Consider the following 24,406-nt stretch of genomic DNA (forward strand, 5'->3'; position numbering starts at 1 on the left):
AAGATAAAAGGTGAACATCCGCCTCCGCTATCCTACATAGGCACAGCCATGACGATCCAGATCCGCACCAGCCTCGACGACGTCGACCTCGGCCAGACCTTCGTTCCGCATCGGCCCGAGCGGCCGGAGAAGACCGAAGGCGGCAAGCCGTTCAAGCTGGTGTCCGACTATGAGCCATCGGGCGATCAGCCGACCGCGATCGCCGAGCTGGTGGCCCAGGCCGCGGCGGGCGAGCGCGACCAGGTGCTGCTGGGCGTCACCGGATCGGGCAAGACCTTCACCATGGCCAAGGTCGTCGAGCAGCTCCAGCGCCCGGCGCTGGTGCTGGCGCCGAACAAGATTCTCGCGGCGCAGCTCTATGGCGAGTTCAAGCAGTTCTTCCCGGAGAACGCGGTCGAGTTCTTCGTCAGCTATTACGACTATTACCAGCCCGAGGCCTATGTGCCGCGGTCGGACACCTACATCGAGAAGGAAAGCTCGGTGAACGAGGCGATCGACCGGATGCGCCACTCGGCCACCCGCTCGTTGCTCGAACGCGACGATGTGCTGATCGTCGCGTCGGTCTCCTGCCTCTACGGCATCGGCTCGGTCGAGACCTATTCGGCGATGATCTTCGATTTGAAGAAGGGCCAGACCGTCGACCAGCGCGAGATCATCCGCAAGCTCGTGGCGCTCCAGTACAAGCGCAATGACGCCGCCTTCTCGCGCGGCAATTTCCGGGTGCGCGGCGACAATCTGGAAATCTTCCCGTCGCACTATGAGGACAGCGCCTGGCGGATCGCCTTCTTCGGCGACGAGATCGAGGAGATCGTCGAGTTCGATCCGCTGACCGGCAAGAAGGCGGCCAGCCTCGACCATGTCCGCGTCTTCGCCAATTCGCACTATGTGACCCCCGGGCCGACGATGAAGCAGGCGATGGAGGCGATCCGCTTCGAGCTGGCCGAGCGGCTCAAGGAACTCCACGCCGAGGGGCGGCTGCTCGAGGCGCAGCGGCTGGAGCAGCGCACCAATTTCGACCTGGAGATGATCGCCGCGACCGGCAGCTGCGCCGGCATCGAGAATTACTCCCGCTTCCTGACCGGGCGGCTGCCGGGCGAGCCGCCACCCACCCTGTTCGAATATCTGCCGGAGAACGCGCTGCTGTTCGTCGACGAGAGCCACCAGACGATCGGCCAGATCAACGGCATGGCGCGCGGCGACCACCGGCGCAAGATCACCCTCGCCGAATATGGCTTCCGCCTGCCGTCGTGCATCGACAACCGCCCGCTGCGCTTCAACGAGTGGGAGGTGATGCGGCCCCAGACCGTCTATGTCTCGGCGACGCCGGGCGGGTGGGAGATGGAGCAGACCGGCGGCGTCTTCACCGAGCAGGTGATCCGCCCGACCGGCCTGATCGATCCGCCGGTCGACGTGCGGCCGATCGAGAGCCAGGTCGACGACCTCGTCCACGAGGCGCGCGAGACGGCGAAGCAGGGCTATCGCACCCTCGTCACCACGCTGACCAAGCGGATGGCGGAGGACCTGACCGAATATCTGCACGAGGCGGGGCTCAAGGTCCGCTACATGCATTCGGACGTCGAGACGCTGGAGCGCATCGAGCTGATCCGCGACCTGCGGCTCGGCGTCTACGACGTGCTGGTCGGCATCAACCTGCTGCGCGAGGGGCTCGACATCCCCGAATGCGGGCTGGTCGCGATCCTCGACGCCGACAAGGAGGGCTTCCTCCGTTCGGAGACCTCGTTGATCCAGACGATCGGCCGCGCCGCGCGCAACGTCGACGGGCGGGTGATCCTCTATGCCGACAGCATCACCGGATCGATGGAGCGGGCGATGGCCGAAACCTCGCGCCGCCGGGAGAAGCAGCAGGCCTATAATGAGGAGCATGGCATCACGCCGGAGACGATCCGGCGTTCGATCACCGACATCGTCGGCCATCTGGCCTCGAAAGACCAGGTCACGGTCGACACCGGCATCGACGAACGGCCGCACATGGTCGGCCACAATCTGCGCGCCTATATCGAGGAGCTCGAGGGCAAGATGCGCACCGCGGCGGCCGATCTGGAGTTCGAGGAGGCGGCCCGGCTGCGTGACGAGATCCGCAAGCTCGAGCAGGAGGAACTGGGCTTGCCGGTCGAGCAGCACCATGCTCCGGTCAAGAGCCATAGTATCAGCGGCAAGCCCGGCACCCGCACTACCAAATATGGAAAGATGCGCGCGGCGCGCCGCAAATAATCGGCCCGTTGCATAAAGCCATCCAAAGGAGGCGCGATTTTAAGTGCAATATCCGCCTCGATGGCGTATGATCGGGCAAGCGCAGAACGCGTAACAGGAGGGAAGCAATATGCACGAGATCATTCGTGCGCCGCGGCAATTGCGAGCCCGTACAGCGCAGCTGACATATGAAGCCTGGCATGACCTCAGCCGTTATGTCGTCGCCTGCAAGGCGGCATCGGAACGGCGGACCGTCCCGCCGGGCGGCGGTTCGGACGACCGGAACGGGTAGGCGGATATCGGCTCCCGGGGGCGGGAGCCGGTCATGACGGTAATTTGAACGCGCCGCGCCGTGCGCGGCGTGCTCCTTCAATCTTCGTCCGGCCGATCCGGGGCGCGCGCCTCACCCTTGTGCTCGCTGTGCACCCATGCCGCGGGGTCGTCGTCGGCACGTCCGGTCGGGGGTAGGACGTCGCCTTCCTCGTCGGGGCCGTTCCATTCGGGTGGCGTGGCCGATGGGGCCTTTTCCCGGGCGAGCTGGGCACGGACCGAGGTTTCGGTGCGACCCAGCCGTGGCGCGATCTCGTCCGGCGACCGGCCGGCCGCGGCCAGCCCTCGCAATATCTCGATCTCTCCGCTCGTCCACCGGTCGGGCCGCTGCGCCATGCCTGTCTCCCGCTGTCCGCAACGCACCGGCGTCCCCGCCGTTCCGGCGGAGGGGCTTGAGGTTGTTCCTATTTCGTTCTAGACAGCTTCTGTCACGAACAGGGGATATCATCGCGAATGCTGAGGGGCGGCCAGAGGGCGGAGGAGATCATGGAGCAACGCTTCGATCTGGACCGGTTCGTGTCCGCGCAGGAGGCGAGCTACGAGGCGGCGCTCGCCGAAATCCGGCGCGGCCGCAAGCGCAGCCACTGGATGTGGTTCATCTTCCCGCAGCTTGCCGGACTCGGCCGGAGCACCACCGCCCAGCATTATGCGATAGCCTCGCTCGACGAGGCGCGCGCCTATCTCGCCCATCCGCTGCTGGGCGCGCGCTTGCGCAGCTGTGTCGAGGCGCTGCAGGACCTCGACCATGGCAGCAGCGCCGAGGCGGTGTTCGGCGACATCGACGCGATGAAGCTGCGTTCCTCGCTGACGCTGTTCGAGCAGGCGAGCGGCGAGCGGCTGTTCGCCGCCGCGATCGAGCGCTGGTTCGACGGCCGTCGCGACGAGGCGACCCTGCGCCTGCTGGGCCGGTCGGCGGCATGAGCGAGCGGACGCGCTGCCGCTGGGCCGATCGCGATCCGCTCGAGGCCGTCTATCACGACACCGAATGGGGCGTGCCCGAGCGCGATCCGCGCATGCTCTGGGAAACGCTGATGCTGGAGGGGTTCCAGGCGGGCCTCTCCTGGACGATCATCCTGCGCAAGCGTGAAGGCTTCCGCGCCGCCTTCGCCGGCTTCGACCCGGAGACGGTGGCGCGCTTCGGCGAGGCGGATGTCGCGCGGCTGATGGCCGATCCCGGCATCGTCCGCGCACGCGCCAAGATCGAGGCGACGATCGCCGGCGCGCGCATCTATTTGGCGATGCGCGACGCGGGCGAGGATTTCGCCGCCTATGTCTGGTCCTTCACCGACGGCGAGCCGCTGCGCGGCGACGGCGTCCATGTGCCGGCGAAGACCGAGCTGTCCGAACGCATCTCGAAGGACCTCAAGAAACGCGGCTTCAAATTCGTCGGGCCGACGATCGTCTATGCCTGGATGCAGGCGATCGGGATGGTCAACGACCATGCCGATTACTGTTTCCGGCGTGAGGCGGTGTAGGGACTCGACCTCTCCTTCCCGGTCATCCCAGCGAAAGCTGGGATCTCGCTTCTTCTGTGCTTCGCAGCCGGAACGAAGGCAGGAGATCCCGGCTTTCGCCGGGATGACGTGAGGGCGGCAATGACAATCCCACATGACAATGTTCCGCTTGCGTTCGCTTCGTGCGGGTGATCTGAACGGGATATGCAGATCGCGGTCCTCACCTTCGACGGCTTCAACGAGCTCGATTCGTTCATCGCCTCGTCCATGCTCAACCGGATGCGGGCCAGAGGATGGATGGCGCATATCGCGTCGCCGTCGGAGACGGTCACGTCGATGAACGGGGTGACGATCGCCCGCCAGAAGCCGCTCGAATTCGCGGCCGAGGCCGATGCCGTGGTGATCGGCAGTGGGATCAGGACCCGCGAGATCGCCGCCGATCCGGCGATGCTCGCCCGCATCCGGCTCGATCCCGTGCGCCAGCTCATCGCCGCGCAATGCTCGGGGACGCTGCTGCTGGCCAGGCTCGGCCTGGTCGGCGCGCTGCCGGCCTGCACCGATCTCACCACCAAGCCCTGGGTGATCGAGGCCGGGGTCGAAGTGATCGATGCGCCGTTCGTCGCGCACGAAAATATCGCGACGGCGGGCGGGTGCATGGCGTCGCACTATCTCGCCGCCTGGATGATCGCGCGCGGCGGATCGATCGAGGATGCCGCGGATGTGCTCCACTATGTCGCGCCGGTCGGCGAGAAACAGGCCTGGATCGATCGCGCGCTGGGCGTGATCGCGCCGTTCGTGCCGGCGGCAGAGATTAGCGCAGCCTGAACTCCCTTACCGCCCCTGCGGAGGCAGGGGCCCATGTCTCTCATCGCCCGAGATGGCATCTGAGAAGAATATGACATGGTAGCCAGCCTTCAGCCTCTGGCTGAAGTTTATCCCGAGCGCCTGCCTTGCAGGCAGGCGAGGGGCTGGCATGACGGCTATTGGTGCGTGCGGCGGGCAATCAATCCGCGAAGGGGTCGCGGACCAGGATCGTGTCCTCGCGCTCGGGGCTGGTCGAGACCAGCGCGACCGGGCACTGGATCAGCTCTTCGACGCGGCGGATATATTTGATCGCCTGGGCGGGCAGCTCGGCCCAGCTCCGCGCGCCGGCGGTCGACTGGCTCCAGCCCTCGATCGTCTCGTAGATCGGCGTGACGCGCGCCTGGTCCTGCGGGTGCGGCGGAAGATAGTCGTAGGTCTTGCCGTCCAGTTCGTAGCCGGTGCAGATCTTGATCTCGTCGAAGCCGTCGAGCACGTCGAGCTTGGTCAGCGCGACGCCGGTGATGCCGGAGACGGCAGCCGACTGGCGCACCAGCACCGCGTCGAACCAGCCGCAACGGCGTTTGCGACCGGTCACTGTGCCGAACTCGTGGCCACGCTCACCGAGCCGCTGGCCCATCTCGTCCTCCAGCTCGGACGGGAAAGGCCCCGATCCGACGCGGGTGGTGTAGGCCTTGACGATGCCGAGCACGAAGCCCGCCGCCGACGGGCCGAGGCCCGATCCGCCCGAGGCGGTGCCGGCGATCGTGTTCGACGAGGTGACGAACGGATAGGTGCCGTGGTCGATGTCGAGCAGCACGCCCTGCGCGCCTTCGAACAGGATGCGGCGGCCCGCCTTGCGCGCGTCGTTGAGGGTCAGCCAGACCGGCTTGGCGAAGGGCAGGATGAAGTCGGCGATCTCGGCGAGCTGGGCCTTGAGCGCTTCGCGGTCGATCGGCGCTTCGTTGAAGCCGGCGCGCAGCGCGTCGTGATGCGCGCAGATGCGGTCGAGCTGCAGCTCGAGATCGTCGAGATGGGCGAGGTCGCAGACCCGGATCGCGCGGCGGCCGACCTTGTCCTCATAGGCCGGGCCGATGCCGCGCCGGGTGGTGCCGATCTTGCCCGATCCGCTGGCGTCCTCGCGCAGCCCGTCGAGGTCGCGGTGGAAGGGCAGGATCAGCGGCGCCGTCTCGGCGATCTGGAGGTTGTCGGGGGTGATGGTGACGCCCTGGCCCTGGAGCTTGGCGACCTCGTCGCGGAAGTGCCAGGGGTCGAACACCACGCCGTTGCCGATCACCGACAGCGTGCCGCGGACGATGCCCGAGGGCAGCAGGCTGAGCTTGTAGGTCTGGTTGCCGACGACCAGCGTGTGGCCGGCATTGTGGCCGCCCTGGAAGCGGACGACGACATGGGCGCGCTCGGCGAGCCAGTCGACGATCTTGCCCTTGCCCTCATCGCCCCACTGGGCGCCGATTACCGTGACGTTGGCCATTGTTCCATCCTGTAAAAGCCGGTCCGTTCGTCCCGAGCGAAGTCGAGGGACGTTCGCTCTCGCAGGCGTGTCTCGACTTGGCTCGACACGAACGGGTGGAGGTCGTTCAAATCGGTTGGGGTATATTTCCCCGCAAGATATGCGTGCAGCCGAGTGCCGCGGCGTCGTCGCTTTCCGACAGCGCCGCGATCGTGATCCAGTCGTCGGCGCGCAGCGCCGCGCCGGTCGCGGCATCGGTGCCGAGCGGCAGGAACACCCGGCGATGCTCGACCACGCCGAGGCCGACGTCGACCAGCGGATCTATGAACAGCGAGAAGCCGATCGCCTTCTCCTCCGTCCCGTCGGGATGGACGATCGTGTAGCTGCCGCCGCGGCCGATCTCGCCCGACAAGCCGTCGCCGAACAGCGAGAAGCCGATCCACGTCTGATATTCGAAGCCGTGCCGCTCGGTCGGGTCGAGCGTCAGCGCGACGCGGTCGCCGATCGCGGCGACGATCGCCTCGATCGCTTCGAGCCGCTTGTCGAGCGTCTGCGCGCCGGCGATCGCACGCAGCTTGGCAAGCGCCGGGCCGACCGGGCCGGCGGCCTCGATGAAGGGGAGATAGGCGTCGGCGCCGAGGCTCGCGAGCCCGCCCGCATCCTTGGCGTCGAGCATCGCGCGCACCGCGTCGACCTTGTCGGCCGGCAGCGGCATCGCCCCGGCCGCGAGCGTCTCCACCAGATCGGGCAGAGTGAGGTCGACGGTGATGCCGGTGACGCCCGCCACTTCGAGCGCCTCGACCGCGACGCGCAATATCTCGATCACGGCGGCCAGGCTGTCAGTGCCGATCAGCTCGGCCCCCGCCTGGGTCAGCTCACGCTCGGGGCGAAGCTGGGTGGCGCGCAGCTTGAGCACCGGGCCGCCATAAGCGAGGCGGAGCGGGCGGGGGCGATGGCCCATCCGGGTCGCGGCGATGCGGCCGACTTGCGCGGTGATGTCGGGGCGCAGCGCCAGGGTGCGCTGCGAGACCGGATCGACGAAGCGGAGCAGGTCGCGCGCGCCAGCCGACTTGAGCTGGCCGACCAGCCCCTCCTCGAACTCGGCGAGCGGCGGCGACACCCGCGCATAGCCGTGCCGGCCGATCGCGACGATCACGCGATGGAGCAGCCGCGACCCGGCCTCCGCCTGCGGGGGCAGGCGATCGCGAAGTCCTTCGGGCAGCAATCCGGGGGCGATGGTCATGCGGAGAGGCTCATAGCGGCATGTGCGCGGCATTCAACATAATCGTCGCACCAGCGAAGGCTGGTGCCCATGTCTGTTTTCCCGCACGATGGCCTTCATGAAAGGCGGTTACGTCTACATCATGAGCAATGCGTCTCGGGAACGCTGTACGTCGGCGTGACGGCCGATCTCGCTGCCCGAATCTACCAGCATCGCATCGGCGAGGGCTCGACCTTCTGTCGCGAGCATGGGCTGACCCGACTGGTTTATGCCGAACAGCATGAGCGTATCGATGCGGCGATTGCCCGAGAGAAGATGTTGAAGGCCTGGAAGCGAGCCTGGAAGATCAACCTGATCGAGAAAGCCAATCCCGGCTGGCGCGATCTCTATGAGGAGATCATCGCCTAGCCGGGAGAGACATGGGCCCCAGCCTGCGCTGGGGCGACGGTTCTCCGGATCAGAAGCTCAGCGCCTTGGCGGTCTTCACACCGGGGAGCTGGGCGATCTTCGCCTTCAGCGCATCGTCGACCGGGGTGTCGACCGACAGCAGCAGCACGGCCTCGCCGCCGGCCGAGCGGCGGCCGAGGTGGAAGGTGCCGATGTTGACGTTCGCTTCGCCCAGGGTCGAGCCGAGGCGACCGATGAAGCCCGGCGCGTCGACGTTGACGATGTAGAGCATCGTGCCGCCCAGGTCGGCTTCGACCTTGACGCCGTAGATCTCGACGAGACGCGGCTCGGCGTTGGCGAACAGCGTGCCGGCGACCGACTTGGCGCCTTCGGCGGTGGTGACGGTGACGCGGACCAGGGTCGAATAGTCGCCCTCGCGGTCATGGCGCACCTCGCGCAGGTCGAGGCCGCGTTCCTTCGCCAGGAAGGGCGCGTTGACCATGTTCACCGTATCCGAATAGACGCCCATCAGCCCGGCGAGCACCGCGCCGGTGATCGGCTTCTGGTTGAGTTCGGCGGCGGCGCCTTCCACCTCGATCGCGACCGCCTTAATCGCGTCGCCCTCGAGCTGGCCGACCAGCGCGCCGAGATGCTCGGCCAGCGCCATGTACGGCTTCAGCTTCGGCGCTTCCTCGGCCGACAGCGACGGCATGTTGAGCGCGTTGGTGACGCCGCCCGACAGCAGGAAGTCGGCCATCTGCTCGGCGACCTGGATCGCAACGTTGACCTGCGCCTCGTTGGTCGACGCGCCGAGGTGCGGGGTCGAGATGAAGCCGGGGGTGCCGAACAGCGGCGATTCGGTCGCCGGCTCGGTGACGAACACGTCGAGCGCGGCGCCCGCGACATGGCCGCTGTCGAGCGCTTCCTTGAGCGCCGCCTCGTCGATCAGGCCGCCGCGCGCGCAGTTGATGATGCGCACACCCTTCTTGGTCTTCGCCAGATTCTCCTTCGACAGGATATTCCTGGTCGAATCGGTCAGTGGCGTGTGGAGCGTGATGAAGTCGGCGCGGGCCAGCAGGTCGTCGAGGTTGACCTTCTCGACGCCCATCTCGACGGCGCGCTCGGGGGTCAGGAAGGGATCATAGGCGACCACCTTCATCTTCAGGCCGATCGCGCGGTCGGCGACGATCGAGCCGATATTGCCGGCGCCGATCAGGCCGAGGACCTTGTTGGTCACCTCGACGCCCATGAAGCGGTTCTTCTCCCACTTGCCGGCCTGGGTCGACTTGTCGGCTTCGGGCAGGTCGCGGGCGAGGGCGAACATCAGCGCGATCGCATGCTCGGCGGTGGTGATCGAGTTGCCGAACGGGGTGTTCATGACCACCACGCCCTTGGCCGAGGCGGCGGGAATGTCGACATTGTCGACGCCGATGCCGGCGCGGCCGACAACCTTCAGGTTGGTCGCGGCGGCGAGGACGTCCTTGGTGACCTTGGTGGCCGAACGGATGGCGAGGCCGTCATACTGGCCGATCATCGCGATCAGCTCGTCCTTGGTCTTGCCGGTGATCTCGTCGACCTCGATCCCGCGGTTGCGGAAGATCTGCGCGGCGAGCGGGTCCATCTTGTCGGAAATCAGTACCTTGGGCACGGTGATTCATCCTTTGTCTGAACCGTCATGCCAGCGGAGGCTGGCATCCATGTCTGTCGTCTCTCGCGATGTCGTTCCATGTGGAGAGAGACATGGACCCCAGCCTTCGCTGGGGTGACGCAATAGGGGAGGGTATGCGGAGGAAGCCCGGCTTACGCCGCGCGGGCCTGGGCCCAGGCCCAGTCGAGCCAGGGGCCGAGCGCCTCGACATCGGCGGTGTCGACGGTGCCGCCGCACCAGACCCGGAGGCCCGGGGGCGCATCGCGATAGCCCGCGACGTCATAGGCCGCGTCCTCGAGTTCGAGCGCGCCGGCGATCTTCTTGACGAGCGCGAGCTTCGCCTCGTCGTCGAGACCCTCGACCGCACCGTCCGCGAACTTCAGGCACACCGAGGTGTTCGAGCGCGACGCCGGGTCGGCCGCGAGATGATCGATCCAGTCGGTCTTCTGCACCCAGGCGTCGAGCGCCGCGGCGTTGGCGTCGGCGCGGGCGATCAGCTCGTCCAGGCCGCCGATCGACTTCGCCCATTCGAGGCTGTGGATGTAGTCCTCGATGGCCAGCATCGACGGCGTGTTGATCGTCTCGCCCTTGAAGATCCCCTCGATCAGCTTGCCGCCCTTGGTCATGCGGAAGATCTTCGGCAGCGGCCATGCCGGGGTGTAGCTCTCCAGCCGCTCGACCGCGCGGGGGCCGAGCACGAGGATGCCGTGCGCGCCTTCGCCGCCCAGCACCTTCTGCCAGGAGAAGGTGACGACATCGAGCTTGTCCCAGGGCAGGTCCATGGCGAAACAGGCCGAGGTCGCGTCGGCGATGGTCAGGCCCTCGCGGTCGTCCTTGATCCAGTCGCCATTGGGGACGCGGACGCCCGAGGTGGTGCCGTTCCAGGTGAAGACGATGTCGGTCGACTGGTCGAGCGCGGCGAGGTCGGGGAGGCTGCCATAGGGCGCCTTGACCACGTCGGCCTCGATCTTGAGCTGCTTGACGACATCGGTGACCCAACCCTCACCGAAGCTCTCCCAAGCGACCATCGTGGCCTTGCGCGCGCCGAGCAGGCTCCACAGCGCCATCTCGACCGCGCCGGTGTCCGATCCGGGGACGATGCCGATGCGATGGGTGGCGGGGATACCCAGGATCTCGCGGGTCAGGTCGACGGCATGGTTGATGCGCGCCTTGCCCAGCTTCGACCGATGCGAGCGGCCGAGCGATCCGGTAGCGAGTTTTTCGGGGGACCAGCCGGGCGGCTTCGCGCAGGGGCCGGAAGAGAAATGGGGACGTGCCGGCTTGGAAGCCGGGCGAGCAATATCAGTCATGTAGACTCTCCTCACAGAGAGCACGCGCTGCGTTGGGACAGCGTGGCCCGCCGCCGCTTCTAGAGATGGAATGGGGCAAGTCAATGACCGAAAGGGTCGGCGACGAAAATATCCTTCGCTGTTGCGGCGAAGGGGTGAAGGCTGGAATATCAAAGGGTTATGTAGGCAAACTGTCACCCTGCGAAGGCAGGGGCCCATGTCTCTCCTCAGCCGGATGGCCATTGGGGGGGAAACAGACATGGGTGCCAGCCTTCGCCGGCATGACGCGAGGGGGGGTGGAGGGAAGGGCGCGCGCAAAGAAAAAGCCCCGGAGCCGAACCCCGGGGCTTCTATCCAGTCGCGATGCGTGCCGCCTTACTTGGCGGGCGCCGCCTCGTTGCCGCCCTCGGCCGGAGCCGCGGCATTGTCGGCCGCGCCGCCCTCGGCCGCCGGGGCCGCCGCTTCGGCGGGCACCGCCGGCATCGGCCGCGGCGCATTGCTCTGCTGGTTGAGATAGGCGATGACGTTGGCGCGATCCTCGGGCTTGGAGAGGCCGGCGAAGGTCATCTTGGTGCCCGGCGCGAATGCCTTCGGGCTCTTCAGCCAGTCGCTGAGATTCTGCCAGTCCCAGGTGCCGCCCTTCGACTTGAGCGCATCGGAGAAGGCGAAGCCATGCGCGCCCTGCCCGACGCCCTCGCCGAGGACGCCCCACAGATTCGGGCCGAGGGCGTTCGGGCCGCCATTCTCGGCATTGTGGCAGGCGGCGCACTTCTTGAAGACCTCGGCGCCCTTCGCCGGATCGGCGCTGGCGAGGTAGAAGGCGATCGGCTTTTCGGCTGCGGCGCCACCGGTGTCGCCCTCTTCCTCGACGCCCTCGACCACATAGCCCATCTTTTCCGGACGCTCGGCCTTGAAATATTCGCCGCTGAGGATCGAAAGGCCCAGTGCGGCAATGCCGCCAGCCAGCGCCCAGCCGGCAATAGTGTTCGCGCGATCGTCCATGTGCCCCTACAGCTCCCATTGGCAGCGTGGGGGGGAAGTGCCCACGCCGAATTCGCGCCCCCTTTAGAATCGCTTCCGGTGCTCCGCAAGCGTTGGAACGCGCTAATATGTCGCCGGGCGGCTTGCAGCCGGCGCGGCAGCCGCCTAATCCGCGCTCGTCATGCAGAACTATCCAGCTCCCGCCCAGGCGCTCGTCGCCGAAATGACCGCAGCCGCAGAGGCCGATCCGGCCCGGGCGGTAGCGTTTCAGGGCGCGCCCGGCGCCAATTCGCATATCGCCGTGTTGGAAGCCATTCCCAACGCTCTGCCCGTTCCCTGTTTCAGCTTCGAGGACGCGCTCGACGCGGTGCGGGATTTCCGGGCGGATTGCGCGGTGATCCCGATCGAGAATTCGCTGCATGGCCGGGTCGCCGACATGCATTTCCTGCTGCCCGAGTCGGGCCTGGTCATCACCGGCGAGCATTTCCTCCACATCAGCTACACGCTGATGGCGCTGCCCGGGCACGGCAAGATCACCAAGGTGATGAGTCATCCGCAGGCGCTGGGCCAGTGCCGCCATTGGCTGCGCGCCAACGGCATCGCGCCGGTCGCCTTCCCCGACACGGCCGGTGCCGCCGCCGCGGTGGCGGAGGCGGACGATCCGCATCTCGGCGCGCTGGCGCCGTCGATTTCGGCCGGCATCTACGGGCTCAAGGCGGTCGAGGAGAATATCGTGGACTCGGCCGACAACACCACCCGCTTCGTGGTGCTCGCCCGTGAAGGACGCGACATCCCCGCCGACGATGGCCCGGTGATGACCACCTTCATCTTCGAGGTGAAGAACATCCCGGCGGCGCTCTACAAGGCGATGGGCGGCTTCGCGACCAACGGCGTCAACATGACCAAGCTCGAAAGCTACCAGCGCGGCGCGAGCTTCTCCGCGACCGAGTTCTATGCCGACATCGAGGGGCACCCCGACGAGCCGCACGTCCGCCGCGCGCTGGAGGAACTGGCCTTCCACACCAAATGGGTTCGCCTGCTCGGCACCTATCCGCGGGCCCGCGAGCGCGGCTTCGGCTGAGGGTGGCCTATGCCCCGTTCACCCAGGCGGTGAGCAGGGTGTGGGCGATCGCGATCGGAAAGGGAACGCGGAAGGCGGTGTCGGGATCGCCCGCCAGCGCCGCGCGAACCTCGTCCTTCGTCGCCCAGAGCGCGTCGCCCAGCTCGTTGGTGTCGAGCGTCAGCGCGTCGCTCTCGACCGTGGCGATGCATGCGATCATCAGCTGTGAGGGGAAGGGCCAGGGCTGGCTGGTGACGTAGCGGACGCTGGTGACGACGACGCCGGCCTCCTCGTTCAGCTCGCGGGCGACGGCCTCCTCGATCGACTCGCCGACTTCGAGAAACCCGGCCAGCGCCGAGTAGAAGCCATAGGGCGCGCGGACGTTCCGGCCGAGCAGGACGCGGCCCTCATGCTCGGCGAGCATGATCACCACCGGGTCCGTGCGCGGGAAATGCTCGGCGCCGCAGCCCCCTTCCACCGCCAGGCAGAAGCGCGCCCAGCCGGATCGCGCGACGCTGGTCGGCCGGCCGCAATTGGCGCAGAAGCGATGGCGCGCATGCCAGTCGACCAGCGAACGGGCCGCGGCATAGGTCGCGCTGGCGCCGGGCTCGGTCATCGTCCGGGCGATCGCGATCGACTCGCCGCGCTGGTCGCCTTCGGCGGGGCTGGCGGTCAGTGCGACGAAGCGCGGTGCGTCGTCGATCAGGCCGAGCAGGGCGAGCCCGACGCCGGCCGGCGCCTCCGACAGCGGTCCCCAGCTTAGCCGTCCGTCCTCGTCGAGCACCGGCTTCAGGCCGTCGAGCCGCAGCAGGCGGGCGGCGGGGTGGATACGCTGCTCCTCGAACCAGGCGGGCTTGTCGCGTTCGATGTCGACCCGGGCGAGCGGCGATCCGGTGAACCCCGGGACGGGGAAGCTGGCCATGATATGCTCCTATACGCGGCTGGCGATGGCGCGCGCGGCGGCGCGGGCGAAGAGAGTGGGGAGACCGGCCTGCTCGATCTCGTCGATCGGCCACCATTCGCCGTCATTGGCGCTGAGCGCTTGCACGGCGGTGACGACGCGGAGCCGGAGCGCGAAATGGGTGAAGACATGGTCGACCGACCCCGCCTCGCGCCACGGCGCGTCGACCGGCGCGTCGGCGAGGCCAGGGTCCTCGTCGGTCCAGGGGCCGGAGGGCAGCGCGCGCATGCCGCCGAGCATGCCCTTGTCGGGCCGCCGCACCAGCCAGACGCGCGCGCCGTCCTCGATCCAGAAGGCGGTGCCGAGCCGTTGCGGCTTGGCCTTCTTCGCGGCCTTCACCGGATAGTCCTCGGGATTGCCGGCGATCCGCGCGGCGCAGCCGTCGCGCAGCGGGCAGAGCAGGCATTGCGGCGCGCGGATCGTGCAGATCGCGGAGCCGAGGTCCATCATCGCCTGGGCGAAGTCGCCGGCGCGCGCGTCGGGGGTGATCCGGTCGACCAGTGCGCGCAGCGCCGGGCGGGCCTTGGGCAGCGGTTCGTCGAACGCGAACAGCCGGCTCGCCACCCGCTCGACATTGGCGTCGACGACGACCGCGCGGCGGCCGAAGGCGATCGCGGCGATCGCGGCGGCGCTGTAGTCGCCGATGCCGGGCAGTGCGCGCAGTCCCGCCTCGCTGTCGGGAAAGCGCCCGCCATGATCGTCGGCGACGGCGCGGGCGCAGGCGATCAGGTTGCGGGCGCGGGCATAATAGCCGAGCCCCGCCCAGGCAGCCATCACTTCGCCCTCGTCGGCGCGGGCGAGGTCGGTGACGGTCGGCCACCGCGTCGTGAAGCGATCGAAATAGGGCTTCACCGCCGCGACGGTGGTCTGCTGCAGCATGATCTCCGACAGCCAGACGCGATAGGGATCGGTCGGCGCCTCGCCCGGCGCGGCGCGCCACGGCAGGCGGCGATGATGGGCATCGTACCAGGCCAGCAAATTTTCGGGGACGGCATCGACGGACATGGGGCGCCTATGGCATGAAGCGCGCAATGAGCGAAACCGGCAAGACACGATCCTCGACCAAGGGCCCGGGGACCCCGACCGCGAAGGCGGCGCGCGAATCCCGTCCGCGCGGCGGCGGCGCGCGGCGGGTGGCGGACATGGTTCCCGATATCGGCCGTGCCGCCTTCCGCCGCTTCGGCTTCGTCCAGAGCTCGGTCGTCAGCCGCTGGGCGGAGATCGTCGGCGAGCGTTACGCCCGCGTTTCGACCCCCGAATCGATCCGCTTCCCGCAGGGGCGGCGCGCCGACGGCGTGCTGACGCTGACGGTCGAGGGATCGCACGCCACCATGTTGCAGCATGTCGCGCCGACGATCATCGAACGCGTGAACCGTTTCTTCGGCTATTCGGCGGTCGCCCGGATCGCGATCAAGCCCGGTACCTGCGCCGCGCCCCAGCCGCCACGCGGCCGAGCCGCGCCGCCGTCCCTCCGGCCGGTGCCGGTCGATCTGGGCGAGAGCCTGCGCACGGTCGGCGATCCCGAGCTGCGCGCCTGCCTCGAATCGCTGGCCGGCGCGCTCGCCGCGACCAGCGGACCTCCCGTCATCGCATCCGGAGACAGCGACCGGTGACATCGATCCTCGTCCGGGCGGGCCTGTCGCTCGCCCTGCTTTCGCCCGCCGCGCTGCTTGCGGCCACCCCCGCCAAGCCTGCGCCCGCTGCGAAGCCCGTCGCCGCCGCGAAGAAGAACTGGCTGGCGACGACGAGCCGCACCGCCGAGGGCGCGATCGTCGTCGGCAATCCGGCGGCGAAGGTGAAGCTGGTCGAATATCTCTCGCTGACCTGCCCGCACTGCGCCGACCTGTCGACCCAGTCGATGCCCCCGCTCCAGCGCGATTACATCGCCAAGGGGCTGGTCAGCTTCGAGGTCCGCCACGCCGTCCGCGACGGCTATGATTTCGCAGCCTCGCTGCTGCTGCGTTGCGAGCCGCCGACCCGCTATCTCGAATCGCTGGAGGCACTGTTCGCGACCCAGGGCGACTGGATGGAGAAGGCGCTGACCGCCAAGGACATCCCCGGCTTCGACGGCAAGTCGGGCGACGAGAAGATGGTGGCGGTCGCCAAGGCGGCCGGCTTCGACAGCTTCTTCGCGAAGCGCGGCGTGACGCCCAAGGCCTATGCGGCGTGCATGGCCGACACCAGGGCGAAGGAGCAGCTCGGCCGGATGGCCGGCAACGCCTGGCAGCGCGACCAGATCCCCGGAACCCCGCTGGTGCTGATCAACGGCCAGCGGCAGGAGGCCGTCCATAGCTGGGCGGATCTCGAACCGCTGATCAAGGGCGCGTTGAAGTAGGCCGATCGGCCCGGAGGCCCTTGCGCCGACCGCCACCACGGCTATCACTATCGGCAACGGCCGGGTTCGGCTGCTTGGAGACTAGGATCTGATGAAGAAGCTGCTTCCCGTCGCTGCGATCGGCCTGGCGCTGGCGCTTACCGCCTGCGGCAAGAAGGATGCGGACAACGCCGCGACCAACACCGTCGCCCCGGTGGCGCCCGCCGCGCCCTATACCGGCAAGGACTGGACGGCGACGCTGGTCAAGACGCCCGAGGGCGGCTTCCGCATGGGCAATCCCGACGCGCCGGTGAAGCTGGTCGAATATGCCTCGATCACCTGCCCGCACTGCCGCGACTTCAGCAAGACCGGCGGCGACCCGCTCCGCCAGACCTATGTCCGCACCGGCAAGGTAAGCTGGGAATATCGCAACTTCGTGCTCAACCCGCTCGACGTCGCCGCGACCCTGGTCGCGCGCTGCCAGGGCGCCGAGACCTTCTTCCCGTTCATCGACCAGCTCTATGCCACCCAGACCGAATGGGTCGGCAAGTTCAACTCGGTCGACGAGGCGACGCTGCGCTCGGTCGGCGGGCTGCCGCAGCAGGAGCAGTTCACCAAGCTGATCGAGCTGTCGGGGCTGGGCGACTTCTTCAAGGAGCGGGGCGTGCCCGCCGACCGCATCCAGGCCTGCCTGTCCGACAAGGCCGCGCTCGCCGAGCTGCTCAAGATCCGCGACCATGGCGCGAACGAGGACAAGGTCGACGGCACCCCCAATTTCCTGATCAACGGCGAGCGCCAGGAAGGGGTCTACGACTGGCCGGGCCTCGAGGCCAAGCTGCGCGAGCGCGTTCGCTGACATGACGCGCGGGGGCGCATCGGTGGAGACGGATTGAACCGCCGATGCGCTTCCGCAAGCTCCGCCTGTCCGGTTTCAAGAGCTTCGTCGAGCCGGCCGAGCTGATCATCGAGCGCGGGCTGACCGGCATTGTCGGCCCCAATGGCTGTGGCAAATCCAACCTGCTCGAGGCGATTCGCTGGGTGATGGGCGAATCGAGCGCCAAGTCGATGCGCGGCGGCGGCATGGAGGACGTGATCTTCGCCGGCACCACGACCCGGCCGGCGCGCGACTTCGCCGAGGTTACTTTGTTCACCGAGCGGCCCGAGGCGGAGGCCGACGAGGATCGCGAGGTCGAGGTCACCCGTCGGATCGAGCGTGGCGCCGGTTCGGCCTACCGTATGAACGGGCGCGACGTGCGCCAGAAGGACGTCGGCCTGCTGTTCGCCGACGCCGCGACCGGCGCGCATTCGCCGGCGTTGGTCAGCCAGGGGCGGATCGCGGCGGTGATCGCCGCCAAGCCTGCCGAGCGGCGTCAGATGCTGGAGGAGGCGGCTGGCATCGCCGGCCTCCACGTTCGCCGCAAGGATGCCGAGCAGAAGCTGCGCGCGACCGAGACCAACCTGGCGCGGCTCGACGACCTGATCGCCGACATGGAGAACCGCACCGCGTCGCTCAGGCGGCAGGCGCGTGCGGCCGAGCGCTACAAGGCGCTGAGCGAGCAGATCAGGCTCGCCGAGGCGCGGCTGATCTATTCGCGTTGGCGCGACGCCGCCGCCGCTGCCGAGGCGGCACGCAAGGAGGCGACCGCCGCCGAGACGGCCGTCGCCCAGGCGACCGATGCGCAACGGGCGATCGCCGAGAAGCAGGCGGAAGCGGCACGCAAGGTCGGCGACGCGCGACAGGCGGCGCAGACCGCGCGCGAGCGATCGACCGGGCTGGCCCATCGCCTCGCGACGCTGACCGGTGAGCTGGAGAGCGTCCGGCGGCGGATTTCGGACATCGCCCAGTCGCGCGATACGCTGAGCCGCGACCGGGCGCGCGAGGACCGGCTGGCGATCGACGCGGCCGCGGCCTTGTCGGCGCTGGCCGAGGAGGAGAAGGAGCTCGCCCGCCGGATCGAGGAGGCGACCGTCCGCCAGGCGGCGATCGACGGGCAGGTCCGCGACGCCGAAACCGAGGCACGCGAGGCCGAGCTGGCGGTCGCCAAGGCACAGGCCGCCCATGCCGCCGAGCAGGCCGACATGCGGGTCGCCCAGGCCAATGTCGCGGCCGCGCGTCAGCGGCTCGATCGCGCCCAGGCGGAGATGCAGCGCATTGCTCGCGAGCTGGCGGCGCTGGGCGACGAGGCGCCGCTGGTCGCGCGCCGCACCGCCGCCGTCGCGGCGCGCGAGCTGGCCGAGCGCGCTATCGCCGACGCGATGGCGGCGATCGGCGCGGGCGAGGAGGCGCGCGCCGCCGCGGCCCAGCGCCGCGACGAGGCCGAGGCGGCGAGCGGCGCGGCGCGCGCGGCGCTGGCTGCGCTCGAATCGGAGGCGCGGTCGCTGGAGAAGGCGGCGAGCGCGGCGGGGAAGGGCGATCGTGCGATCGACCAGGTCCGCGCCGCGTCGGGGTACGAACGCGCGCTGGCGGCGGCGCTCGGCGACGATCTCGATGCGGCTGTGGGCGGTGAGGGGCCGTTGCGCTGGTCGGGGGCGGCGGCGGGCGACGATCCCGCGCTGCCCAAGGGGACCGAACGGCTGGCCGACCATGTCCGGGGGCCGGCCGAACTGGCGCGGCGGCTGGCGCAGGTCGCGGTGGTCGACGCCGACGACGGATCGATCGCGCTCGCGGCCGGGCAGCGGCTCGTCACCCGCGACGGGCGGATGCGACGCTGGGACGGATTCTTCGCCGCCGATGTCGGCGCGGCGGCGGCCGAGCGGCTGGTCCGCGCCAACCGGCTCGCCGAGCTCCAGGCGGCGCTGCCCGGCGCGCGGGCCGAGCTGGAGGCTGCGCAGGCGGCGCTGGCCGAGGCCAATGGCGCGACCCAGGCCGCCAGGGTCGCGATCGACGCGGCGCGCGCCGAGTTGGGTCGCGCCGAGAGCGCGCAGCGCAACGCGATCCGCGACGAGGACCAGGCCACCACCGCGATCGAGCGGCTCGCCGCCCAGCAGGCGGCGATGGCCGAGCGCCAGGCGCGCGCCAAGGCCGAAGCCGACGAGGCGGGCGCGCTGGTCGAGACGCAGATGGCGGCGATGCTCGTCTTGCCCGACGGCGAGGCGACCCGCGCCGAGGTCGAGCGGCTGCGGCAGGCGAGCGAAGCCGTGCGCGCGCGACTGTTCGAGGCGCGCGGCATGGCGATGACGCTGGCGCAGGCCGCCTCGGCGGACGCGCAGCGCCAGCAGGCGGCGCGGGGCGAGGCCAAGAGCTGGAAGACGCGCGCCGGCGACGCCGCCAACCGCATCGCCGAGATGGACGCGCGCGCCGTCGCGATCGAGACCGAGAGCAAGGCGCTCGAAGGCCGACCCGAGGAGCTGGAGGCGCTGATCGCCTCGGTCGGCGCCGACAGCCGCGCCGCCGAGCAGCAGGCCGAGACCGCGCGCGAGGCCGAGCGCGTCGCGGAGAACGAGCTGCGCACGATCGAGGCCGGCGTCGCCCAGGCCGGCGAGGCGCTGGCGGCGGCGCGCGAGGCGCGGGCCGGCGCGCAGGCGCGGCTGGAGAACCAGGAGCAGCGCCGGGTCGAGATGGGGCGCATCTCGGGCGAGCGCTTCGAATGTCCGGCGCCGGTGCTGCCGCAGAAGGTCGGCTTCGTCTCCGACGAGGTCGGCGATGCGGGGACGGAATCGGCGCGGCTCGAACGGCTGACCGCCGACCGCGAGCGGCTCGGGCCGGTCAACCTCGTCGCCGAGATCGAGCTTGCCGAGATCGAGGGCCAGCACGCGACCAGCATCACCGAGCGCGACGAGCTGTACGAGGCGATCAACCGGCTGCGCGGGTCGATCGGCAGCCTGAACCGCGAGGGGCGCGCGCGGCTGCTGGCGGCGTTCGAGGCGGTCAACGGCCATTTCCGCCGGCTGTTCACCACCTTGTTCGGCGGCGGCGAGGCGCATCTGGCGCTGATCGACAGCGACGATCCGCTGGAGGCAGGGCTGGAGATCATGGCCCAGCCGCCGGGCAAGAACCTCAGCTCGCTCACCTTGCTGTCGGGCGGTGAGCAGGCGCTGACCGCGGTCGCGCTGATCTTCGGCCTGTTCCTCACCAACCCGGCGCCGATCTGCGTGCTCGACGAGGTCGACGCGCCGCTCGACGATGCCAATATCGAGCGCTTCTGCGACCTGCTCGTCGCGATGACGCACGAGACCGAGACCCGCTACCTGATCGTCACCCACAATGCGGTGACGATGAGCCGCATGCACCGGCTGTTCGGCGTGACGATGGTCGAGCGCGGAGTCAGCCGGCTGGTGTCGGTCGACCTCTCTGGCGCGGAACAACTGCTCGCCGCCGAGTGATCCGGCCGGAGAAACAGGGATGGCTTCCGCATCCGCAGAAATGACTGCCGATAGTTTCGCCCCTGCGGCTTTTCCCGTTTCCGTGGCGCTGGTAAACAGGACGCAGCGGGCGGGTTTCGGTGCAGATGAAGCGGGTCTTGTCGGCGGTCATGATGATGACGGCTGCGGTGGCAGCGGCGGAGCCCCCCAAGGGCCCGGCCAAGGTCACGCCGCGCTTCGATGCCGAGGTGGCGGCGCTGGCGGCCCGGCCGCTTCCGATTGACGGCGTATCCACCCTGTTCCTCGGCAGCTCCAGCATCCGGCTGTGGGACGTGGGGATGAGCTTCCCCACGCTGCACGCGCTCAATCGCGGCTTCGGCGGCGCCACCACCGCCGATGTTCTCTACCATTACAACCGCGTGGTCGCGGGGCTGCAACCGGCGACGGTGGTTGTCTATGTCGGTGAGAACGACATCGCCGCCGGCGCGACCGCCGAGGCGGCGACCACCGACGTGCTGACCCTGCTCGCGCGGCTTCGGACCGACATGCCGCGCGCTCGGATCGCCTATCTGTCGATGAAGCCGACCCCGCTGCGCTGGGACCTCTACGCGCGGATGATGGCCGCCAACGCCGCGATCAAGGCGCAGGCGCCGACGATCGGGTTCGACTTCATCGATGTCGGCGGCGCGCTGCTCGACGAGGCGGGCAAGCCCGACTCTCGCTATTTCGGTGTCGACGGCCTGCACCTCAACGAGCGCGGCTATGAACGCTGGACGACGATCATCGAGCGCTATCTGAAGCCCAAGGCGCCGATCGGCGCAGCCTTGCCGGCCAAGGCGTCCTGACCGGGCGGGGCGCGACGTCGATCAGAGGATCTCGCGCACCTTCTCCGGAGGCCGGCCGAGGCGGACACCCTTCGGCGTCTCGACCAGCGGGCGCTCGATCAGGATCGGGTCGGCGGCCATCGCATCGAGGATCGCGTCGTCGCTTGCGCCTTTCAGGGCCTTGGCGCCGTCCTCGGCCTTGCGCAGTCCCTCGGCGGCGCTCATGCCCGCCTTGCGATACATTGCGGCAATCTGCGCGCGGCTCGGCGGCGTCTTGAGATATTCGACCACCTCGACCTCGACGCCCGGCGCGGCTTCGAGGATCGCCAGCGTCTCGCGCGACTTCGAGCAGCGCGGATTGTGCCAGATGGTCGCCTTCATGCACGTTCTCCCAGGGTCGCGAGTGCCGCCAGCGCGTCGTGCCGACGCGGCCAGGGCACGAAGATATGGTCATGGCGCCAGGCGGCGACGACGTTCGCGCTGATGCCCGCCTCGGCCAGCGCTGTCGACAGCGCCGCCGTCAGGCCCACCGCCGCGAGGTCCGAATGCACCGTCAGGCTGATCCGCGCCCAGCCGCCGTCGGACTCGGCCGCGATCAGGGTGCGGCCTTCCTCCTCGGCGATCAGCGCGAAGGCGCCGGCGGGCGGCGCCTCGCCGTCCGCCAGCGGCCGGATCGCATAGGGGCGGTCGTGCAGCCTCGGCTCCATCGTCGCGAGCAGCCGGGCGAGATCGCTCTCGCCGGTCAGGCCTGGTCCAGCCTGGCCAGCCATTGCTCGAGCCACTTGATGGTGTAGTCGCCCTTCTGGAAATCGGGATCGTCGAGCAGCGCCTGGTGGAGCGGGATCGTCGTCTTGACGCCTTCGACCACGAACTCCTCGAGCGCACGACGAAGGCGGCGGAGACAGCCTTCGCGGTCGCGCCCGTAGACGATCAGCTTGGCGATCATCGAATCATAATAAGGCGGGATGCGATAGCCGGCGTAGATTCCGCTATCGACGCGGACATGCATGCCGCCGGGCGCGTGGAACGCCTTCACCGTGCCGGGGCTCGGCATGAAGGTCTTCCAGTCCTCGGCGTTGATCCGGCACTCGATCGCATGGCCGCGGAATTCGAGGTCCTCCTGCGCGACCGAGAGCTGCTTGCCCTCGGCAATGCGGATCTGCTCGCGGACCAGGTCGAGGCCGGTGATCGCCTCGGTCACCGGATGCTCCACCTGCAGGCGGGTGTTCATCTCGATGAAGTAGAACTCGCCATTCTCGTAGAGGAACTCGATCGTGCCGGCGCCGCGATAGCCCATGTCGGCCATGGCGCGGGCGACGATCGTGCCCATCTCCGCGCGCTGGGCGTGGCTGATGACGGGGGAGGGGGCCTCCTCCAGCACCTTCTGGTGGCGGCGCTGCAGCGAGCAATCGCGCTCGCCGACATGGATGGCGTTGCCGTTGCCGTCGCCGAACACCTGGAACTCGATGTGGCGGGGGTCGGCGAGGTATTTCTCCATATAGACGGTGCCGTCGCCGAACGCCGCCTTCGCCTCCGAACTCGCCTGCGCCATCAGCGTCTCGAGCTGGGATTCGTCCGGTACGACCTTCATGCCGCGTCCGCCGCCGCCCGACGCTGCCTTGATCAGCACCGGATAGCCGATCTGCGCGGCGATCGCCTTGGCCTCCTCGATCGAACTCAGCGGGCCCGGCGAGCCGGGGACGAGCGGCAGGCCGAGCTTGGCGGCGGTCGCCTTCGCCTCGATCTTGTCGCCCATCGTGCGGATATGCTCGGGCTTCGGGCCGATCCAGATCAGGTTGTGCGATTCGACGATCTCAGCGAATAGCGCGTTTTCCGACAGGAAGCCGTAGCCGGGATGGATCGCGTCCGCGCCCGAGATTTCGGCCGCGGCGATGATGCTGGGGATGTTCAGGTAGCTCTCGGCCGCTGGCGGCGGGCCGATGCACACCGACTGATCGGCCAGGCGGACATGCATCGCATCGGCGTCGACGGTCGAATGGACCGCGACGGTCTGGATGCCCATCTCGTGGCAGGCGCGGTGGATGCGGAGGGCGATCTCACCGCGATTGGCGATCAGGACCTTGCTTATCGCCACGCCGGTTTACTCGACGACCGCGAGCGGCTGGTCATATTCCACCGGCTGGCCGTTCTCGACCAGCAGCGCCTTGACCGTGCCGGCGCGCGGAGCGGCGATGGCGTTCATGACCTTCATTGCCTCGACGATCAGCAGCGTCTGGCCGGCGGCGACCTTGTCGCCGGGCGCGACGAACGATTTGGCGCCGGGTTCCGGCGACAGATAGGCGGTGCCCACCATCGGCGACTTGACCGCGCCCGGATGGTCGGCCGGCGCATCGGCGGCGGCGGGCGCCGCGGCAGCCGCCGGAGCGGCGGCGGGGGCCGGGGCGGCGGCGAGGGCGGGCATGGCGACCTGCGCGGCGCCGACCGTCACGTTGCGCGCGACCTTGATCCGCCGTTCGCCGTCCTGCACCTCGATCTCGGTGAGGTTGGTGTCGTCCAGGAGCTGGGCAAGCTGGCGCACCAGTTCTGGGTCGACCTGCATTGCTTTCCCCTGCGTTTGATCGGCCATCGGTTGCTCTTCTATTGTTTCAACGAGTGTCGTGTGGCGCCCGCCATTGTCAGATGCGGGCGGCGGCGTCCAGCGCAAGCATGTAGGATTGCGCGCCGAACCCCATGATCGAACCCTTCGCCGCCTGTCCGACATAGCTGACGTGGCGGAAGGCTTCGCGGGCATGCGGATTGGACAGATGCACCTCGATCACGGGGATCGAAACGCCCTTGATGGCGTCGTGGAGCGCGATCGACGTATGGGTATAGGCGCCCGGATTGATCAGCACCGCCCTGGCGCCGGAGGCGTTCGCCTCCTGGATCCAGTCGACCAGATGCCCTTCGTGATTCGACTGGCGCATGTCGATCTCGAACCCCAGTTCGAGCGCACGGTCCTCCAGCATTCCGGCGATGTCGTCGAGCGTGGTCGTCCCGTAGATCTCCGGCTCGCGGGTGCCGAGCATGTTGAGGTTCGGGCCGTTGAGGACGAAGATGACCGGACGATCCGCCACGCGGCAAGCCTTTCCGTTGCGATGGTGCGACCCGCACCCCTATATGGCCCCCCGACGCAAAGCGAAAGCGCATA

At 68.8% G+C, this 24,406-nt stretch carries 23 protein-coding genes and 1 pseudogene; 11 read left to right on the plus strand and 13 right to left on the minus strand.

What is annotated here, in order from left to right; genetic code table 11:
- Positions 1 to 48: 48 nt before the first annotated feature.
- On the plus strand, positions 49 to 2,232 hold the full coding sequence (gene uvrB, locus B5X82_RS00285; protein WP_079646058.1) for an excinuclease ABC subunit UvrB: 2,184 nt from the start codon (positions 49 to 51) through the stop codon (positions 2,230 to 2,232).
- Positions 2,233 to 2,580: 348 nt separating this feature from the next.
- Here the strand turns inward: uvrB and B5X82_RS00290 are convergent, their stop codons facing one another.
- Positions 2,581 to 2,877, minus strand: a complete 297-nt coding sequence (locus tag B5X82_RS00290) for a helix-turn-helix domain-containing protein (protein WP_079646059.1) — start codon at positions 2,875 to 2,877, stop codon at positions 2,581 to 2,583.
- 150 nt (positions 2,878 to 3,027) lie between these two features.
- Here B5X82_RS00290 and B5X82_RS00295 point away from each other — a divergent pair, with 150 nt between their 5' ends.
- The 3 genes from B5X82_RS00295 to B5X82_RS00305 all read left to right on the plus strand — a co-directional run bounded on the left by B5X82_RS00295 (position 3,028) and on the right by B5X82_RS00305 (position 4,820).
- On the plus strand, positions 3,028 to 3,462 hold the full coding sequence (locus tag B5X82_RS00295; RefSeq protein ID WP_079646670.1) for a DUF1810 domain-containing protein: 435 nt from the start codon (positions 3,028 to 3,030) through the stop codon (positions 3,460 to 3,462).
- Positions 3,459 to 4,016 (plus strand): DNA-3-methyladenine glycosylase I, encoded by a 558-nt coding sequence (locus tag B5X82_RS00300; RefSeq protein ID WP_079646060.1) that lies wholly within the window; start codon positions 3,459 to 3,461, stop codon positions 4,014 to 4,016. Before B5X82_RS00295 ends, B5X82_RS00300 begins: the two co-directional genes overlap by 4 nt.
- A 183-nt stretch (positions 4,017 to 4,199) precedes the next feature.
- A complete protein-coding gene (locus B5X82_RS00305) occupies positions 4,200 to 4,820 on the plus strand; it encodes a DJ-1/PfpI family protein (RefSeq protein ID WP_079646061.1) in 621 nt (206 codons plus the stop codon).
- Positions 4,821 to 4,998: 178 nt separating this feature from the next.
- On the opposite strand, the gene B5X82_RS00310 is transcribed toward B5X82_RS00305, so the two are convergent.
- Complete coding sequence (locus B5X82_RS00310) at positions 4,999 to 6,288, minus strand: adenylosuccinate synthase (protein ID WP_079646062.1); 1,290 nt, start codon at positions 6,286 to 6,288, stop codon at positions 4,999 to 5,001.
- Between the two features lie 106 nt (positions 6,289 to 6,394).
- Positions 6,395 to 7,510 carry an ATP phosphoribosyltransferase regulatory subunit gene (locus B5X82_RS00315; RefSeq protein ID WP_079646063.1) on the minus strand — a complete coding sequence of 372 codons (1,116 nt, stop codon included), beginning with the start codon at positions 7,508 to 7,510 and terminating at the stop codon, positions 6,395 to 6,397.
- An 88-nt stretch (positions 7,511 to 7,598) separates the two neighbouring features.
- On the opposite strand from B5X82_RS00315, the pseudogene B5X82_RS00320 reads away from it, so the two are divergent.
- Positions 7,599 to 7,897 (plus strand): annotated as a pseudogene (locus tag B5X82_RS00320) (GIY-YIG nuclease family protein).
- 49 nt (positions 7,898 to 7,946) lie between these two features.
- Here the strand turns inward: B5X82_RS00320 and serA are convergent.
- From serA to B5X82_RS00335, 3 genes are all read right to left on the minus strand, one after another.
- The gene (gene serA, locus B5X82_RS00325; protein WP_079646064.1) at positions 7,947 to 9,524 is read right to left on the minus strand and encodes a phosphoglycerate dehydrogenase; all 1,578 of its coding nucleotides are present in this window, start codon (positions 9,522 to 9,524) and stop codon (positions 7,947 to 7,949) included.
- A gap of 152 nt (positions 9,525 to 9,676) precedes the next feature.
- Entirely contained in the window at positions 9,677 to 10,834 is a 1,158-nt protein-coding gene (locus tag B5X82_RS00330) for a phosphoserine transaminase (RefSeq protein WP_079646065.1), read from the minus strand.
- A 354-nt stretch (positions 10,835 to 11,188) separates the two neighbouring features.
- Complete coding sequence (locus B5X82_RS00335) at positions 11,189 to 11,815, minus strand: c-type cytochrome (protein WP_079646066.1); 627 nt, start codon at positions 11,813 to 11,815, stop codon at positions 11,189 to 11,191.
- A 160-nt stretch (positions 11,816 to 11,975) separates the two neighbouring features.
- Here B5X82_RS00335 and B5X82_RS00340 point away from each other — a divergent pair, with 160 nt between their 5' ends.
- Positions 11,976 to 12,875, plus strand: coding sequence for a prephenate dehydratase (locus tag B5X82_RS00340; protein WP_079646067.1), 900 nt, complete (start codon positions 11,976 to 11,978; stop codon positions 12,873 to 12,875).
- A gap of 7 nt (positions 12,876 to 12,882) precedes the next feature.
- Here B5X82_RS00340 and nudC read toward each other — a convergent pair whose 3' ends face one another.
- Positions 12,883 to 13,776 carry an NAD(+) diphosphatase gene (nudC, locus tag B5X82_RS00345; RefSeq protein ID WP_079646068.1) on the minus strand — a complete coding sequence of 298 codons (894 nt, stop codon included), beginning with the start codon at positions 13,774 to 13,776 and terminating at the stop codon, positions 12,883 to 12,885.
- Between the two features lie 9 nt (positions 13,777 to 13,785).
- Positions 13,786 to 14,820 carry an A/G-specific adenine glycosylase gene (mutY, locus tag B5X82_RS00350; RefSeq protein ID WP_079646069.1) on the minus strand — a complete coding sequence of 345 codons (1,035 nt, stop codon included), beginning with the start codon at positions 14,818 to 14,820 and terminating at the stop codon, positions 13,786 to 13,788.
- Between the two features lie 14 nt (positions 14,821 to 14,834).
- Here mutY and B5X82_RS00355 point away from each other — a divergent pair, with 14 nt between their 5' ends.
- From B5X82_RS00355 to B5X82_RS00375, 5 genes are all read left to right on the plus strand, one after another.
- Entirely contained in the window at positions 14,835 to 15,428 is a 594-nt protein-coding gene (locus B5X82_RS00355) for a DUF721 domain-containing protein (protein ID WP_079646070.1), read from the plus strand.
- On the plus strand, positions 15,425 to 16,150 hold the full coding sequence (locus B5X82_RS00360) for a thioredoxin domain-containing protein (protein WP_139385002.1): 726 nt from the start codon (positions 15,425 to 15,427) through the stop codon (positions 16,148 to 16,150). The genes B5X82_RS00355 and B5X82_RS00360 overlap by 4 nt, the downstream gene beginning before the upstream one ends.
- 91 nt (positions 16,151 to 16,241) lie before the next feature.
- A complete protein-coding gene (locus B5X82_RS00365; protein WP_079646071.1) occupies positions 16,242 to 16,985 on the plus strand; it encodes a thioredoxin domain-containing protein in 744 nt (247 codons plus the stop codon).
- A gap of 44 nt (positions 16,986 to 17,029) precedes the next feature.
- Positions 17,030 to 20,452: a chromosome segregation SMC family protein gene (locus B5X82_RS00370; protein ID WP_079646072.1), complete on the plus strand. Its 3,423-nt coding sequence runs from the start codon at positions 17,030 to 17,032 to the stop codon at positions 20,450 to 20,452.
- A 125-nt stretch (positions 20,453 to 20,577) separates the two neighbouring features.
- The gene (locus tag B5X82_RS00375) at positions 20,578 to 21,276 is read left to right on the plus strand and encodes a GDSL-type esterase/lipase family protein (protein WP_079646073.1); all 699 of its coding nucleotides are present in this window, start codon (positions 20,578 to 20,580) and stop codon (positions 21,274 to 21,276) included.
- A 21-nt stretch (positions 21,277 to 21,297) separates the two neighbouring features.
- On the opposite strand, the gene arsC is transcribed toward B5X82_RS00375, so the two are convergent.
- The 5 genes from arsC to aroQ are packed head-to-tail and all read right to left on the minus strand — an operon-like array spanning position 21,298 to position 24,332.
- On the minus strand, positions 21,298 to 21,636 hold the full coding sequence (arsC, locus tag B5X82_RS00380) for an arsenate reductase (glutaredoxin) (protein ID WP_079646074.1): 339 nt from the start codon (positions 21,634 to 21,636) through the stop codon (positions 21,298 to 21,300).
- A complete protein-coding gene (locus B5X82_RS00385) occupies positions 21,633 to 22,025 on the minus strand; it encodes an ACT domain-containing protein (RefSeq protein ID WP_079646075.1) in 393 nt (130 codons plus the stop codon). Before B5X82_RS00385 ends, arsC begins: the two co-directional genes overlap by 4 nt.
- On the minus strand, positions 21,998 to 23,350 hold the full coding sequence (gene accC, locus B5X82_RS00390) for an acetyl-CoA carboxylase biotin carboxylase subunit (RefSeq protein WP_079646076.1): 1,353 nt from the start codon (positions 23,348 to 23,350) through the stop codon (positions 21,998 to 22,000). Before accC ends, B5X82_RS00385 begins: the two co-directional genes overlap by 28 nt.
- 6 nt (positions 23,351 to 23,356) lie before the next feature.
- A complete protein-coding gene (accB, locus tag B5X82_RS00395; RefSeq protein ID WP_235862561.1) occupies positions 23,357 to 23,842 on the minus strand; it encodes an acetyl-CoA carboxylase biotin carboxyl carrier protein in 486 nt (161 codons plus the stop codon).
- Positions 23,843 to 23,891: 49 nt separating this feature from the next.
- Positions 23,892 to 24,332 (minus strand): type II 3-dehydroquinate dehydratase, encoded by a 441-nt coding sequence (aroQ, locus tag B5X82_RS00400; RefSeq protein ID WP_079646078.1) that lies wholly within the window; start codon positions 24,330 to 24,332, stop codon positions 23,892 to 23,894.
- Positions 24,333 to 24,406 lie beyond the last annotated feature (74 nt).

The sequence above is a fragment of the Rhizorhabdus histidinilytica genome (genome assembly GCF_900167915.1).
GTDB lineage: Bacteria > Pseudomonadota > Alphaproteobacteria > Sphingomonadales > Sphingomonadaceae > Rhizorhabdus > Rhizorhabdus histidinilytica.